The 16,383-nt window shown below is 40.5% G+C and carries 14 protein-coding genes; 8 read left to right on the forward strand and 6 right to left on the reverse strand.

Annotated features, from left to right (window positions below):
• Positions 1 to 415 precede the first annotated feature (415 nt).
• Complete coding sequence (locus ACKPEB_RS13380; RefSeq protein WP_408965423.1) at positions 416 to 547, reverse strand: hypothetical protein; 132 nt, start codon at positions 545 to 547, stop codon at positions 416 to 418.
• A 280-nt stretch (positions 548 to 827) separates the two neighbouring features.
• On the reverse strand, positions 828 to 1,760 hold the full coding sequence (era, locus tag ACKPEB_RS13385; protein ID WP_408965424.1) for a GTPase Era: 933 nt from the start codon (positions 1,758 to 1,760) through the stop codon (positions 828 to 830).
• Between the two features lie 316 nt (positions 1,761 to 2,076).
• Here era and ACKPEB_RS13390 point away from each other — a divergent pair, with 316 nt between their 5' ends.
• On the forward strand, positions 2,077 to 2,595 hold the full coding sequence (locus ACKPEB_RS13390) for a hypothetical protein (protein ID WP_408965425.1): 519 nt from the start codon (positions 2,077 to 2,079) through the stop codon (positions 2,593 to 2,595).
• Positions 2,596 to 2,870: 275 nt separating this feature from the next.
• Positions 2,871 to 3,983, forward strand: a complete 1,113-nt coding sequence (locus ACKPEB_RS13395; RefSeq protein WP_408965426.1) for a tetratricopeptide repeat protein — start codon at positions 2,871 to 2,873, stop codon at positions 3,981 to 3,983.
• 81 nt (positions 3,984 to 4,064) lie between these two features.
• Here ACKPEB_RS13395 and patX read toward each other — a convergent pair whose 3' ends face one another.
• The 3 genes from patX to ACKPEB_RS13410 form a co-directional block, all read right to left on the reverse strand.
• On the reverse strand, positions 4,065 to 4,295 hold the full coding sequence (patX, locus tag ACKPEB_RS13400) for a heterocyst-inhibiting protein PatX (RefSeq protein WP_408965427.1): 231 nt from the start codon (positions 4,293 to 4,295) through the stop codon (positions 4,065 to 4,067).
• A gap of 176 nt (positions 4,296 to 4,471) precedes the next feature.
• Positions 4,472 to 6,256, reverse strand: coding sequence for an FAD-dependent oxidoreductase (locus ACKPEB_RS13405; RefSeq protein ID WP_408965428.1), 1,785 nt, complete (start codon positions 6,254 to 6,256; stop codon positions 4,472 to 4,474).
• Positions 6,257 to 6,281: 25 nt separating this feature from the next.
• Positions 6,282 to 6,821, reverse strand: a complete 540-nt coding sequence (locus ACKPEB_RS13410; protein ID WP_408965429.1) for a pentapeptide repeat-containing protein — start codon at positions 6,819 to 6,821, stop codon at positions 6,282 to 6,284.
• Positions 6,822 to 7,202: 381 nt separating this feature from the next.
• Between ACKPEB_RS13410 and ACKPEB_RS13415 the strand changes: the two genes are divergently transcribed.
• The 6 genes from ACKPEB_RS13415 to ACKPEB_RS13440 all read left to right on the forward strand — a co-directional run bounded on the left by ACKPEB_RS13415 (position 7,203) and on the right by ACKPEB_RS13440 (position 12,607).
• A complete protein-coding gene (locus ACKPEB_RS13415) occupies positions 7,203 to 7,808 on the forward strand; it encodes a DUF3038 domain-containing protein (RefSeq protein WP_408965435.1) in 606 nt (201 codons plus the stop codon).
• Entirely contained in the window at positions 7,805 to 8,872 is a 1,068-nt protein-coding gene (locus ACKPEB_RS13420) for a DUF4335 domain-containing protein (protein WP_408965430.1), read from the forward strand. The genes ACKPEB_RS13415 and ACKPEB_RS13420 overlap by 4 nt, the downstream gene beginning before the upstream one ends.
• A 164-nt stretch (positions 8,873 to 9,036) precedes the next feature.
• Positions 9,037 to 9,945 carry an OmpA family protein gene (locus tag ACKPEB_RS13425; RefSeq protein ID WP_408965431.1) on the forward strand — a complete coding sequence of 303 codons (909 nt, stop codon included), beginning with the start codon at positions 9,037 to 9,039 and terminating at the stop codon, positions 9,943 to 9,945.
• A gap of 44 nt (positions 9,946 to 9,989) precedes the next feature.
• A complete protein-coding gene (gene fmt, locus ACKPEB_RS13430) occupies positions 9,990 to 10,985 on the forward strand; it encodes a methionyl-tRNA formyltransferase (RefSeq protein WP_408965432.1) in 996 nt (331 codons plus the stop codon).
• A 178-nt stretch (positions 10,986 to 11,163) separates the two neighbouring features.
• A complete protein-coding gene (locus ACKPEB_RS13435) occupies positions 11,164 to 12,162 on the forward strand; it encodes a sugar transferase (protein WP_408965436.1) in 999 nt (332 codons plus the stop codon).
• Between the two features lie 7 nt (positions 12,163 to 12,169).
• Positions 12,170 to 12,607 carry an ATP-binding protein gene (locus ACKPEB_RS13440; RefSeq protein WP_408965433.1) on the forward strand — a complete coding sequence of 146 codons (438 nt, stop codon included), beginning with the start codon at positions 12,170 to 12,172 and terminating at the stop codon, positions 12,605 to 12,607.
• 69 nt (positions 12,608 to 12,676) lie between these two features.
• On the opposite strand, the gene ACKPEB_RS13445 is transcribed toward ACKPEB_RS13440, so the two are convergent.
• Positions 12,677 to 16,324 (reverse strand): hydantoinase B/oxoprolinase family protein, encoded by a 3,648-nt coding sequence (locus ACKPEB_RS13445; RefSeq protein WP_408965434.1) that lies wholly within the window; start codon positions 16,322 to 16,324, stop codon positions 12,677 to 12,679.
• Positions 16,325 to 16,383 lie beyond the last annotated feature (59 nt).

The following is a 16,383-nucleotide window of genomic DNA, read 5'->3' on the forward strand; positions in this document are numbered from 1 at the left end:
CTCCCGGCCCTGTCATCAGTTCCCCTAGAGATTTCTGTTTCAATCCCTGATAGGGATTAATAGTTATTATAACTCTAAAAATTGGGGGAATACGATAAGCTTCACCTTGTTTCAATCCCTGATAGGGATTAATAGTTATTATAACCGCAGGCTTGTGAAACCCCTGATATATTTAGTTTTCGAGGTGCAATTCCGACAACCTGACTTTAATATACCATTTCAGTCATTGACTTGACAATAGGCAAAACCAGAAAAACGCTAAAACTCTTTCAGGGTATAGCTTACAGAAAATGCGACAACCTCATAACTAGCTCAAAAACGTCAAACCCAGAACAGACAAAGGTTTTAGACCCCAAAAATCAGCCTTAGTTGAGAACAGCTAGAGGTTAGCGCAACTCAGAATAATTCAGTGTCATTAATTTTGTTGCTGACTCATCATCGAAGACTGCTGCTGATTTTGGCGATAAGAAATAATAGCAGGTAAAGACAAACAAACAGCGCCATTAATCAAAGCCAGTAATAATCCGTTGGTTAAGTCTGTATTCATTGTTACTTAGTCTCCAAAAACGGTTTATTTTGTGCTGCGTCTATTTCCTATTATTACTCTAAAATCAGGAAAAGCCTAGTTTATAATGGTTTGAATAACCTTTAGATTTCATAAGTTCTCTAAATCAATCCCGAAACCACCCTGAAAAAATAAGTTTTTCCCTCCGTATAAATACTGGGTTGTTTTTTAAAATCGTTAGTAAAACCTATAAATAGTTTATTAATTTTTCAACTTTTTAACACCCTATAAAGAACAGTCACATTCACAGAACTTCCACCCATTATTGTTCAACTTGATAACCTAAATCCGCTAACTGACTGCGGGACTGACGCCATTTCGGTTGAACTTTCACAAACAATTCTAAATAAACCTTTCCAGCAATTAACTTTTGAATTTGTTGACGCGCATCACTTCCAATAGTTTTAAGCATACTTCCCTGATGACCAATTAAAATTCCCTTTTGGGACGGACGCTCAACATGAATTGTCGCTAAAATTCGAGTAATTTTCGGATCTTCCTCTACTCGGTCAACGGAAATCGCAACAGAATGGGGAACTTCTTCACGAGTATGGAGTAAAATTTGTTCTCGAATCAATTCTCCCATAATAAAACGTTCCGGTTGATCTGTCACTAAATCAGGCGGATAATAATAGGGGCCAGGTTCTAAATAATCAATTAAAACTCGTTGTAAATGATCAACACCTTCCCCCGTTAAAGCCGAAAATTTAACCATCGGCCATTGATAAGGTTGGGCGAGTTGTTGATAAGTTTGATCTAAAATTTCAAAATCCGCAGATTGTTGATCTTGTTTATTGAGTCCCAAAACAACAGGAACTTCAACCTTTTCTAATAATTCTACAATATAGCGATCGCCACCGCCCGCTTCCGTCGAACTATCAACAACAAATAACAAAACATCAACAGCTTGAATCGCTAATTTAGCATTTTGTACTAAAACTTTACCCAATTGATGATGAGGTTTATGAATCCCAGGAGTATCGACAAAAATAATTTGAGCGTCTGGAGTCGTCAGAATACCCCGCAAACGGTTACGAGTCGTTTGAGCAACAGGGGAAGTGATGGCGATTTTTTGACCCACCATCTGATTCATTAACGTTGATTTCCCCACATTAGGGCGACCAATAATCCCGATAAACCCTGATTTATATCCCTCTGGCGCGAGAGGAATCATGATATTTTCAGACCCATCCATGAACGTTCTATTCCCGTTGATGTGTTAATCCTTCCTTATTCTATCCCCTTCTCCGTCGGTTCAATCATGGAGGCCGGACACGGATTCCCTTGATATAGAGAGTAAAATTTGATAGAGTTGCCAAGTAGCTCTATCTTCGTCTATAAGATAGAAGCCGAATCCAACTCAAGGCAACCCCAGAAGCCATTTCTGATCTTAGTTCAGAAATCTTGAAGTTCTCTATAGCCACGTGGGGGTGATGTTGATCAAACCAGGGTCAACGTTACGGCTAAAATCCGTTAATTTTTTTGCTGGTGAGATTGAGGAGATGAAAACAATGAAATCTAAGCTGCTTGGTGGGTTATGTGCCCTAATCGCAGTGGGTGTACAGTTACCTGCTGTCGCTCAAAATCCCATTGGGACACCTGTCGTTCCCTCTGACTTTGATTATAAATATCAGCCTGTTGATCCCGATACTGGACGGGTTGATCCCCCTATCTATTACAGCTTACCCGATTTAGCATTACCCGATAGAACCTTACCTTCTGCCTTCAAATATCCGATTATCTATGAATTAGGAACCGATACAAGTATTACCAGTGATGCGGTGATTACCGATACGGTATTTATTCCCAGCTTACCTCCTATCCCCAATGGTATCACTTTAGACGATATTCCCCGGATTCGGGCTGAATACACTCGCAAAGTCGAAGAATGGGGAGAAGCGATTCAAGGATGTTTAGCGTTAAATCCTTTACTGATCAAAACGGATACCGGAAACCCAGTTTTAATTCAAGAACAAGCAGCCGGAACAATTGTTCTCAACGCTAATAATATTGCTGTTTGCCCCAAATAAGCTAGTTTCACCATCCTTGTTATGATTTCACCTTCCTGTTGATAACGGGGAGGTGATTTTATTTGGGGGAAAAGGGCACAATAACAGTATATATAGCAATCCTATTTGATTTACCGTAGGGGCAATTCATGAATTGCTCCTACGGTAAGGGTTTGAGTCATAGAGGTGATTACAACCTATTTAGACTTGCTATAGTGCTACGCATTACAGTGTTTGACCAGTCTAAATCGTGAAACCCTTTCACTCCCGACTGTTCCCTCTTCCCTATTCCCTATATGAAAGAACTTGAACAAGTGGCGGAAGCCCTAGACCGTCAGGACTACCGCCAAGCCGCTAAACTCTTAAAGCAACTGCAACAGCAAGCCCCCCAAAATCCTTGGGTGCAGTTGTATGCGGGACGTTGGTATGAAGGAACAGATAAACTGGAAACCGCAGAAAAAATCTATCGAAAATTATTAAAAGATGCCACAAACCCTAAAATTGTTGCTCAGGCGCGTCAGGGGTTAAAACGAATTGAAACTATTGAACAAAACCGACGTCAACAGGCCATTGTTGAAGCCAAAGCCGACCCCAGTAATACCGAACCTGGTGTTTTAATTTTAGAACCTGTCCCCCCTGAACAAAAGCAAACCGCCGCCCAAACCTTAGCCCGAATGTTAAAAACCGATCCCTATACCGCCCGAATGCAGTTACAAAGTCGGGGTTGGCGATTGTATAAAACCGGGGAAATTGGAGAATTAAAAGTTTATGGTCAAGAAATGTTAGAAGCCGGAATTCCTGTATTTTGGGTATCATTAACGGATATTCAAAAGCTTCATGTCTTCCGAGTCCAATCGATTCAATCTTTATCCCCCCAACCGACGATTATTTGTCAAAATCAAGCCGATCAATTAGGGTCTTTAACCTTTAGTTGGCAAGAAGTGACCCGACAAGTTGAGGGATTATTACCGTTATTTATAGAAGCGTTAGATTATGATCCGCGTCGTCGGAAATTAGATCGATTTCGTCATAAAGAAATCACCCAAGATTATGGTCAAATTTTGGATTTACACTTACCAAGACGACGTTGTATTTTAAGATTCTGTGATCACAGTTATAATTTTCAAGATGGTATTGATTTTAGCCAATTTTCTCCAGAAACTCGCGATCTTCCTCAAACCCAAAACACCACTCGGATTAATTGGAATTTGTTAACTGAACAGTTAAATCAATGGTTAATCCATGCGCCAACTTGGTCAGAATTTACGGCTTTTGCTGAAACCGCGTTAGATTATACTCAACTTTTAGGTCGTCTTCAACCTGATATTGATTTACCTCGAAAATCAGAAAGTCTTTGGGATAATGCCTTTCAACTTTATAGTGGATTAGTTTTTTTTAAGCCTGTTTAATAACTCATTAAAATTGAGCTTTAAACTCCAAATTTTTAGGAGCTAAAGCCCAAGAAAGAAGCTAATTTTTAAGCCTTCAAATTAAAGTTGAGGATTCACTTCTTGAGAATGGCGGGTATCCATAAACTCTCGACGTCCACCCCCGCGTTCCGGTTGATAAGGGCCGTTGAGTCGGGTTCGGGCAGACAATAATTGTTGATTACTAATAATATCAGATAATTGATGAGTAGAAGGCGTAACCGCTAAAGCACTTGCGGAAACACCAACCGATAAACAAACTGATAAAAATAAAGATGTATAGGTTTGCATCATAGAGTGTCCTTATAAGCCTGTCCACTTTTTCATACAAACCCTTGTCTTTTAGATCAGGATTCCTTCCCAAAGTTTTTGCAACCTTCCTTGTAAAATCCGGCTATTAACCCCCTTTTTCAGCAACTCAAAAACTGGGTTTCTTCAAGAAACCCGGTTTCTTAAACTTGATGATCATTTTAAGACAAGGCTTCTACAATTAACCAATTCCCTGAGTGATTTAAACGTCCGTAAACTGTTAGGGGGGAATGAGTCGAAATCTGTTGTAATTGGTCGTTAATTCCAGGGTGTAGCGTGACTAATTTCCAGGTTTTATCCTTCAATTCTCCTGCGGTGAGAGTCAAACGATAATCTTGGTCACTTTGACGCTGAAACAGACCTGAAAAAACCTGACTATCCGGGGAAGAATGGGGAACAATTCCAGCTATCGGAGAATTGCCATCAAGGGGATATAATTCAGGATGATCTAAATAATAAGATTGCCAGGTTAACCAATCGGGATGGTCAGGAAGTAAATTAAATAAGGGAATGACCGCTTGGGGAGCAATCTTATCAGTTAATAAAGCCGTTTGTAACGCTCTGACGGATAATTGTTGAGGCTTTAATCCCTGTTCAATACATAAGGCTGCTGCCATTCCGGCGGCTTGTCCAATTCCTAAAACCACAGGTTGTAAACGAGTCGCACCGTTAGCAATATGGGAAACAGAAATATTTTTTTCACAGACTAATACATTATCGGTTTCAACTGGAATTAACGCTCGATAGGGAATGGTAAAAGGCGTTCCTGTCCAGCGTCCTCCCCATCGTAAACTTTTCGGTTGTACAGACAGTTCAAAAGCAGTATAATGATGATCGTTAGCATAATTTCCAATGGCGATCGCTTCACAATCTCCTGTTTCATTGAGCGGTAATAAAGCCGTATTTCCATTTTTAACAGGTAAAATATCCTGTTCTCGAATTGTTGTTAATCCTTGAATCCGACGACTTTCTCGATAATAAGGATGCAAAGCAAAAGCGGATAAAATATCTGGATCTATATTAAAATTCGGTCGGTTTTCTATGGGAAATGTTCCCGTTGCTAAACCATAACGTCGTCCGAGTTGCATCTGAATAAACCGAGCAAAACTCAAACTATGCCAAAAACTTTCTTGCCAAAATTGTAAACGTTCCGCTTCAGAACCGATTAAACGCTCTAAATTTTGATCATAATCATTGCCTTGAATTGGCCAATTGATCATGAATCGTTGACTGGGTAATCTTCCATAATTAAGAAAGGATTCTGCACCATAATTTTTCCACGCATGGATAAAGAATTCTGGGGTTTCAATGGGAGGTGCTGGAATTTCTGGTGCGATTTGATCTTCTCCAAAATCCTGCATCATAAACACCCAGGTTGGTGCTTGTATTGGGGTATTTTTCATGAAGGAATTTTCAACAATGGGAGCACTGGGTTCTTGCCATTGGTTGTGTAATTCCCATCCCCAACGATAGGGAATTGCTGCTAATTCTAAAACATCCCCTAATTCAGTGCCATCTAATATAATTTTAGCTGCTATTGTGTAAGATTGAAACCGCACCTCTGTAATAGAATTTCCTGTTTTAATGACTTCTAAAGGAGACTGTCCAGAAATCCATAATAAATGAGGTTCAGCTTTCACCCAATCAGCAAAAATATTCGCTCCAATCAAAGGATCATAGGTAAAGAAACTCACCCAAGCATAATCTAAACCTTCAGGTTGACGTTGGTTTAATTCTCGTAAAAAAGCCCCCCAAATTCCGGTTTGAAATGCCAATAATTCATTACCATCCGGTGCAGGAACTCCTCCAGAGGTTAACATTCCTCCTAACATTGACCATTGACTGACTAAAATCGTTTTAGCGCCTCGACGGGCTGCTTGTAATGCTGCCGCTGTCCCTCCTGTTCCGCCCCCGACAACTAAAACATCCGCTTGTAATCGATTCATAACTGATTGATGAGCGATTCTATTATTAATATCCATCAGGCCCAATGGTCGTATGATCACATTGAGCATCGGATAAATTTGCCATTTTAGATCGAAATAAGTTGCATCCCGCTAATTGAGCATTGGTTAACTTGGCATTTTCCAAATTAGCATTACTTAAATCTGCATATCTTAAGTCAGCTTCACTCAAATTAGCATTGTATAAATCCGCTCCTTGTAAATTACAATAAACTAAATTAGCTCCGCGTAAATTAGCGTGGCGGAGATTACATCGAGACAAGGTGCTACCCTGAAGATTGGCAATTGATAAATCCACTTGGTAGAGTTGGGTGTCTCCGAGTTGGGCTTCTTGAAGTTGAACTTGGTGTAAGTTAGCATAACTCAGATTGGAATAGGGCATATAAATCCGGTTTAAGTTGCTACCGGCTAAGTCAATCTCTTCTAAGTTGGCTTCAAATAGATCTAACCCACTTAAATCCAGAGTGCCAAAGTCCCGTTTCCCGCCTTTATATAAATCAAGTAATTCCTTTGAACTAATTTTCTGCATTTTGCATCTATAAGCCACGATACTAAAACCACCTCCAAGACTGAGGCAGTTGGACAAACAAGGAGAGTATTTTTGCTGAACCTGTGTTTACTTTAAAACGCTGTAACAAATAGCAATGTTGTGTTAATAATTTTTTTGGCTTCTGTTGGAGTCATTGGTGGAACAAACTTAATGATCGGAGAATTGTCCCCGGTTCACTGGCACGATCTGAGTCGAGGTCAAGCTATCCCAGGCAACAAGAGTAAAATTGAAGAAGGAAAACAGATGCTTTAAAAATCGTACACTAGAAGCTTGTGATCTCAAACTCTGGGTGTGACTTGTTCCAGTCTCAATGGAACCTGTAACCCCCCTTATGTGTTGGAATTAATGTTGTTAGCAACAGTCAGAGCAGTGAGTGTAATGCAGTTAGAACAATCCCAAAGTCAGTCAATCCCAATTATATTGGACAGTTTACCGGATTTACCGATTTCTGAGAAGGGATGTCCACGTCGTGCCCGGTTAGAAATTGATTTGATGTTACTGGCCATTGAAGCGTTGTATCTGGGTGGTGCAGAACATATGCTCGTGGTCATCTCAGAACTCGATTTACAAACCGTGATCCAAAATCGGGTAACATTATGGCGACTTCGCAGTACCAACCCGTTACGCAGGTTTAGTCAGCGTCGAACGCTGAGTCTGATGGAGGCAAAAGCGTTAGTCGTGATTATCTGTAACCTCGGAAGACGGTTAACGGCTAAAATTCGGCAGTTGCTTATGGATTATGAAGCCCTCAAACAAAAACAAATTCCCATTGAACGACATTTACAACTGTCTAATTACTTAACCCAATTCCGGGTACATTTCCGCAGTCGCATGAATCCCCGACGGGCTTTAGTCATGGCCTATAGTTCCGATGAGAAGTTAAACGAGTTAGCGATGCGTTTGTTAGAAAAACTGTTATTTTGCACAGGTACAGCAGGAATGCAGCGATTCTGGATTAGTTTGTTTGATGGAGAAGTGGAATGACGATTGAACGTCAATATAGTTTACCGAACTGCAAATTGATTTTGCAGGGCTTACCACAAGGAACCGATGGGAAATCCGATGGACGAGCCAGTTTAAATTTGCTGATGAATGCAGAATGTCATTTTGTGGGCTATCCCCAACCGATTACGGGGGGGCGGGAGTTTTTTGAGAGTTTAGTGCGACAGGTGAGTCGCTATGCTCAAGGGTTTCTCAGTGGACTCACCCCCCCTGAACCCCACCACCCCAAGCCGGAGTTAGTAGAATTACACCCCATCGCGGGAGATTTACATCAGTTAACGGTTTATCCCGCCCAGGAGCAAGAATCTTCTGGGGACGCTCCCTTACCGTCTCCCGCAATCGTTAAAGTGGATTTAACAACGGTACAGTTATTTGATCTGGTGGAAGCAATCGATCAGTTTTTAGCCGATAGCCAAACCTTACCCGAATTATCGCTCCAGTTAAAACCCCTCTCTAAACGTTATCTCAAACCGGAACAACCTGTCGCTCAACGGGTGATGCCTGCGGCTATTGGGGTGTCGAGTCTGGCCCTAACGGCTTTGGCTTTGTTTGCCTTGCCCATTCCTGATGTCAAACGACCCCAAGACCCGAAACTTCAACCCGTAGAGACGCGCCATGGCTCGTCTCTACAAACTGAAACGGTTCCCACACCGACTGCAACTCCCCCCAGTGCGTCGAGTTCAACAACTGGAGAACCTCCTTTATCGGCTAATCTTTCCAGTCCAGAGACGATTAGTGATCCTGAAGAACTCAACAATTTAAAAGCACAACTGGATGAAAAGTTGGTGAAAGCTTGGATACCTGCCACCGATGTTAAAGTACCGTTAGTATATCGAGTCAGTGTGGCTAAAGATGGGGCAATTGTGGGATACAAACCTCTAAACCCATCCCAAGAACAGGCAACAGAACAAACCCCATTACCGGATTTATTGTATAAACCTGTTGGAAATCGTCCCCAGAATGAACCGTTGGCAGATTTCCAAGTCACATTTAATCCTGATGGCAGTTTGGAGGTTCAAAGTTTATCCGTTATGAATAATCAGTAGTTAGTCATCAGTCACTCGTTTAGAGTTAATAATTATTAGTTAATCGTTAATCATGATTAATTAATCATTTCATTGAAATATTTAACAGCTTGTTAAGCCCAAATTATTAACTCAAAACTGATAACTGATCACTGATCATTGATAACTGATTAAGGAGAAGACAGATGACAAAATCTGCAAAGCCACGAACTCAAACTGCTTCTGCGGAAACACCTCGCCGATTTAACAAGCTATTGTTTCTCGGAACAATGGTGTTTAACCTGTTGTTGTTGGGTGTAGGTTCTTCTGTCGCTTGGTTTGCGGGTTTAGCGATCGCACAAGTTTATCCGAATTCTCGGTCTGAGGTTCCCTTAGCAGAACAGTTGTTGGAGAAAATGCAAACTTGGGTAGCGGAGGGTATAATTCCGGCTCCTGTCGTTACTCCCAGTTCTCCTTCCCCCCAACCCATCCCTACACCCAGTCAACGATTAACAGAACCTCAACGTCAACAACTGCGAATTCAGTTACAGGAACTTCAGGGACAGTTAAACACGCTCATGGGAAAAACGGCGGCTTTAGAAACCCAATTGGGATCAAGTCGTCCAACAGAACCCTTAGAGGAACGGTTACAAATTCTCGAACAGCAACTCGCCAGTGCAACTCCAACTCCAAGCTCAGGAAAGCAAACCTCAACTCCACCATCCTCTGCTGCAATTTCAGCAACTCCTGAGCGTCGCCAAAACTCTAATACTCTAGTGGTGACCTTTCCCAGTGATGTGTTATTTGATGTAGGAAGTACCATTTTACGTCCTGGGGCTAACGTGATTTTAGATACGATTATTGCTGATATTAAAACCTATAAAGGGGCTGCGGTCAGAGTCATCGGCCATACCGATAATCAAGGAAATCCCCAACAAAATTTAGATTTATCCTTTAGTCGGGCTGAAGCGGTAATGAAATATTTATCTGAAGCCGTTGGCCCTGATTATCATTGGGCTGCCATTGGCTATGGTGAAAATCGCCCAACGGTTAATAATAATTCTGAAAAGAATCGTCTACTCAATCGTCGGATTGAAGTGGCGATTACACCCTAGAAAATAAAGGTTTCACTTTAACACTCATAACTGATTACAACATCATGAAAATTGTTTTTTTTGGTACGCCTCAATTTGCAGTTCCGAGTTTAGAACGGTTGTTAGAACATCCTGAATTTGAGGTTTTAGCCGTTGTGACGCAACCGGATAAACGCCGAGGTCGGGGAAGTCAATTAATGCCTTCTCCGGTCAAAGTTGTTGCAGAAGCACACCAGTTACCCCTTTGGCAGCCAAAACGGATCAAAAAAGCTAAGACTACCTTAGATTTATTACGACAAACTCAAGCTGATGCCTTTGTGGTAGTCGCTTACGGACAAATTTTATCTCCAGAAATTCTGGATATGCCTCGGTTGGGATGTATCAATGGTCATGGCTCAATTTTACCCCAATATCGGGGAGCCGCGCCGATTCAATGGTGTTTATATCATGGGGAAACGGAAACAGGAATGACGTCGATGTTAATGGATGCCGGAATGGATACCGGGCCAATGCTATTAAAAGCGGTGACACCCATTGAACTATTAGAAAATGCAACGGATTTAGGACAACGATTAGCTCAATTAGGTGCCGATTTATTAATAGAAACGTTACTAAAATTGGATCGAGGTGAAATCCAGCCCATTCCTCAAGATCATGCGTTAGCAACTTATGCGCCACTGATTCAAGATAAAGATTATCGTTTAGATTGGCAAAAAACAGCGATCGCGTTGCATCATCAGATTCGAGCCTTTCATCCCCACTGTATCACATCATTTCGTGACCAACCTTTAAAAGTTTGTGCCAGCGTTCCTTTAGCACCAGAATATTTTTGTAAATTGTCTTCACAATACCAAAATTTACAACAGCAATGGTCGAATTTATCCCAACTTTCAGGACAACCCGGAGAAGTAGTGGCTTTAGTCAAGCGTTTTGGGCCTGTGGTGCAAACGGGTCAGGGATTATTATTACTGAGCGAAGTACAATTGGCAGGTAAACGACTACAGTCTGCTTGGGATTTTGTGAATGGAACCCGTCTAGCGGTGGGAGAGATTTTAGGATAAAATTATTTTAGATCTTAAAATCATACAGATTGATCAAAGTAGGGGTGCGATTGTCTCAACCGAAAGAGAGAAATTTAGTAGAATTCTCGATTATTATTCACACCCTCTCTCAAGTTTCTTTCGGTATCGTTAAAATAAAGCAGAAAAATTAGCAACAACTACCCAGCAAATCATGGAGATGGTTGGTCAAATTCCAGAGGACAAATTTCCCATTACTCTAACAGGAGAGATCGTCTCCGTTCAATTACCAGAACGTTTGAGTGTGTTAGAGGCGGTGTCCTTTAAAAACGCCTGCCAGAATGTTATTTCTCTTAATCCCCCTCCTAAAGTAATTATTTTGGATTTCAGCCAAACCCTATTTATTGATAGTAGTGGAATTGGTGCACTCATTAGCAATCTGAAAAGCACCAAAGCGAAGGGGATCGAATTAGTTTTGAAATCTGTAAGTTCTCCTGTCATGGCGGTTTTTTCTCTCACTTCCCTTGACCAAGTGTTAACGATTGAACCGCCCAGTACAGAGGAACAATCCAAGGAGAAAATTAAAGGAGAAAATCGCCTTCCTGTTACTCATCCTTCGATTCGCTCGTGGTTGAAGCGACTGATTGATGTGATGGGTGCTATTGTGGGTTTAGGGATTACATTAATGTTAGCAATTCCTATTATTATTGCGATTCGTTTAGATAGTCCGGGGCCAATTTTCTTTGGTCAAGTGCGCTGTGGTTGGATGGGAAAACGCTTCCGCATTTGGAAATTTAGGTCTATGTGTATTGATGCTGAAGCGTTAAAAGATCAAATTCCGAATCAGGCAAAAGGGGCTATTTTTAAGAATGATAATGACCCTCGAATTACAAAGGTTGGTCAGTTTTTAAGGCGAACCAGTTTAGATGAACTTCCTCAATTTTGGAATGTTTTAAAGGGTGAAATGAGTTTAGTAGGAACTCGTCCGCCGACACCCGATGAGGTAGAACGTTATGAAGTTCCTCAATGGCAACGATTAGATGTGAAACCGGGAATGACGGGAGAATGGCAAGTCAATGGTCGTTCTCAAGTTAAAAATTTTGAGGATATTATTCGTTTAGATTTGAAGTATCAAGAAAATTGGAGTTTGAGCTACGATATGAAGTTGATTTTTAAAACGATCATGATTTTATTCAATAAAAATAGCGGTGCTATGTAGAGAATTGATGAGTAACGAAGCCCTACTAGCACAATCGAATCTTCAGGTAAAAACCTCATTAAATGCCTTAGAAGAGGTATTAAGTTGGTTTGAAAAAATCACCTCTACTATTTTACCTTTAGATATTTTTCATAAGTGTCAAATTGCTTTAACGGAAGGATTTACCAACGCTGTTCGTCATGCTCACCGTACTTTACCGGAAACGACACCCATTGAGTTAGAAGTTAAGATTTTTTCTGTCTGCATTGAAATGCGAATTTGGGACTGGGGGGAACCTTTTAACTTAGAAAAAGCCCTAGAGTCCATGAGTGAAATGCACACTGACCCCTTAGAACATGAAGGAGGAAGAGGACTTATTTTTATGTCTAAATTAACAGATGAATTGTCTTATACCCGGTTAGATGATCAACGCAATTGTTTAGTGATGAAAAAACATATTCATTAGCGGGAATTACGAATTACGAATTACGAATTACGAATGGGGAATAGGGAATCATTTAATATCTGTTCAAAGTTAATGATTCTTCCCATATCCTCCTCCTCCTGGGGTTTCTATGACAAAAATATCATTAATATTCATTTCAACGGTGGCGGTACTATCTAATTCTTCTACAGTTTTATCGTTGCGAATCACATAATTTTTACCCACTAACCCCGGTTGTCCGCCATTTAACCCAAAGGGGGGAATGATGCGATGTTCTGATAATATTCCGGCGGTCATGGGTTCTAAAAATTGAACTTTTCTAATCATCCCATTTCCGCCTTTAAATTGTCCTAAACCGCCGCTATTTTCCCGAATCCTAAATTCTTGTAATAACACTGGATAACGCCATTCTAATACTTCAGGATCAGTTAAACGGGAGTTGGTCATATGGGTATGAACGGCATCAGTTCCATGATAATTGATTCCCGCACCGGAACCCCCACAAATCGTTTCATAATATTGATAATTTTCGTTACCAAAAGTGAAGTTATTCATCGTTCCTTGAGAGGCTGACATCACGTTTAATGCCCCATATAACGCATCAACTATCGCTTGTGAGGTTTCTACGTTTCCTGCCACCACAGCCGCTGGATAACGAGGGTTTAAAAAGCATCCTTCAGGAATAATAATATTTAATGGTTTTAAACATCCGGCATTCAGAGGAATGCTATCATTAACTAAGGTTCTAAAAACATACAATACGGCTGCTTTACAAACAGCTTTTGGGGCATTAAAATTAGAAGGTAATTGTTCAGAAGTTCCCGTAAAATCGATTGTGGCGTTACGGTTATTTTTATCAATTTTAATACTAACTTTAATCACCCCGCTATTATCCATCGGATAGGTAAACTCACCATCTTTTAAGACATCAATTGCCCGACGCAGAGATTCTTCGGCATTATCCTGAACATATTGCATATAAGTTTGAACTGTATTTAACCCATATTGAGTGACCATTTTTTGTAGTTCTTGAACGCCTTTTTCATTGGCGGCAATTTGCGCTTGTAAATCGGCAATATTTGTGGCAGGATTTCGGGCAGAATAATGACTGGATGTTAATAAATTTAACAGTTCTGCTTCTAAAAAATTGCCTTGTTTAACGAGTTGAAAATTATCGATTAAAATGCCTTCTTCTTGTATATTTTTACTATTGGGAGGCATTGAACCTGGGGTGATTCCTCCAATATCTGCTTGATGTCCCCGTGAAGCAACATAAAATAATATCTGTTCGCAGGACTCATTAAAAACAGGGGTAATGACGGTGACATCGGGTAAATGAGTTCCTCCATTATAGGGATTATTTAACATATAAACATCCCCAGGTTTTAGGGTTTCTCCTTTTGCAGCAATTAAACTTTCGACACTTTCACTCATTGACCCCAAATGGACGGGAATATGGGGTGCATTAGCGACTAATTGACCATATTGATCAAAAATCGCACAGGAGAAATCGAGGCGTTCTTTAATATTAACGGAGGCTGCTGTATTTTGTAGGGTGATTCCCATTTGTTCTGCAATAAATTGGAACAAATTTTTAAAGATTTCTAATTTTACCGGGTCAGCTTTTATTGCTTTCTCTTCTTTAATTAAGGGAAAGTTAACAGAATCATTCGATTTTAAAATTAAATCATTTCGTTCGGTTAATTCTGCCTGCCATCCCGGTTCAATAATATTCGTTCCAATGGATTCTATAATAATAGCAGGCCCGTTAATAATATCTCCGGGTTGTAAATCATTGCGTTGAAAAACCGGGGTATTTCTCCACTCGTTATGGGTATAGATATTAACGGTTGCAATTGCTGTAGGAGGTTCAGTGCGAGTGCGGGTTAAAATCAGTTCTTCGGGGGTATCCATTTGTTGAATAATTTCTGCGGTGATTGATTCAACAATTAAGGCTTTTTCCGATTTAATAAAGCCGTAGCGGGTTTGATGTTCTTGTTCAAATTGTTGAATTAAAGCAGATAGATCAGAAACAAAATTAACCGCTAAAGTTGAATCATTTCCTTCATATTTGAGAGACAGTTTAAAAACAACCTCGGTTTGGAATTCAGGATTTTCTAATTCTGCTTTGGCTTCTGTCTCTAATTGGGAAAAAATCTGTTCTATTTCAGGAATTAATTCAACGGTTAATCGATTTTCAATGGCTTGTTCTCGTAAAATTCTGACATCCGCTAACCCCATCCCATAAGCGGATAATACCCCTGCATAGGGATGAATAAAAATTTGTTTAATTCCTAATGTATCAGCAATTAAACAAGCGTGTTGACCGCCGGCACCGCCAAAACAACACAGGGTATAGTTAGAAACATCATAACCCCGTTGTAGGGAGATTTTTTTAATGGCATTTGCCATATTTTCTACCGCAATGGTAATAAATCCGGTGGCGACTTCTTCCGGTGTTCTGTTATCTCCCGTTTGGGTTTGAATTTGTATTGCTAATTCTCTAAATTTTTGGTGAACAATTTCCGCATCTAAGGGCAAATCACCGTTTTTTCCAAATACTTTCGGGAAGAATTGTGGCTGAATTTTCCCTAACATCACGTTAGCATCCGTAACGGTTAACGGCCCTCCTAAACGATAACAAGCTGGCCCAGGATTAGCGCCTGCGGACTCTGGCCCAACGCGATATCTTGACCCATCAAAGGTTAAAATTGAACCGCCTCCCGCCGCGACGGTATGAATTGCCATGATGGGAGTTCGCATTCTAACTCCGGCGATTTCTGTTTCAAATTGGCGTTCATATTCACCGTTAAAATGGGCAACGTCGGTGGATGTTCCGCCCATATCAAAGGTAATAATAGAATGAAATCCGGCTTTTAAACAGGTTTGAACTGCCCCAACAATGCCTCCGGCTGGCCCTGATAAGATGCTATCTTTTCCTTGGAATTTTTGAGCATTAGTTAAGCCACCATTGGATTGCATGAACATTAATTTAATTGCATCTTTTGATAAATTAGGGTTAGAATTTAATTGAGACGCAACTTGATTAATATACCGTTTTAAAATCGGCGATAAATAAGCATCAACAACGGTGGTATCTCCTCGGCAGACTAATTTCATTAACGGGCTAATTTGATGGGAAACGGAAATTTGAGTAAAGCCGATTTCTTGGGCTAAGGCGGCAATTTTTTGTTCGTGTTGGGGATAGCGATAACCGTGCATTAAAACAATCGCACAGCTTCTAATTCCGGTTTGATAAACTTGTTCTAATTGGGGTTTTAATATTGCTAAATTAACGGGGGTTAATTCTTCGCCTTGGGCGGTATAGCGTTCTTCGACTTCGATGACTTGTTCATAGAGCATTTCCGGTAAAATAATCTGACGGGCGAAGATATCGGGGCGATTTTGATAGCCAATTCTTAACGCATCTTTGAAGCCTTTTGTTATAATTAAAAGAGTGCGATCGCCTTTTCGTTCTAATAAGGCATTGGTGGCAACGGTAGTTCCCATTTTTACTTCGGAAATTAATTCACTGGGAATCAGTTGATGGGGGGATAAGTTTAATATTTCTCGGATGCCTTGAATGACTGCATCGGGATAACAGTCAGGATTTTCTGATAATAATTTATGGGTGATTAAACTTCCATCCGGTTTGCAGGCAACAATATCGGTAAAGGTGCCGCCTCGGTCAATCCAAAATTGATAGGTTTTAGCCTGTTGTTGTGTAGTAGAAGTCATGATTAAATTCAACCCAAAATTCCAGGTTTGTTTTATTTTAGCAATAGATTTGTGTAACC

Source organism: Planktothrix sp. (assembly GCF_046067725.1).
Lineage (GTDB): Bacteria > Cyanobacteriota > Cyanobacteriia > Cyanobacteriales > Microcoleaceae > Planktothrix.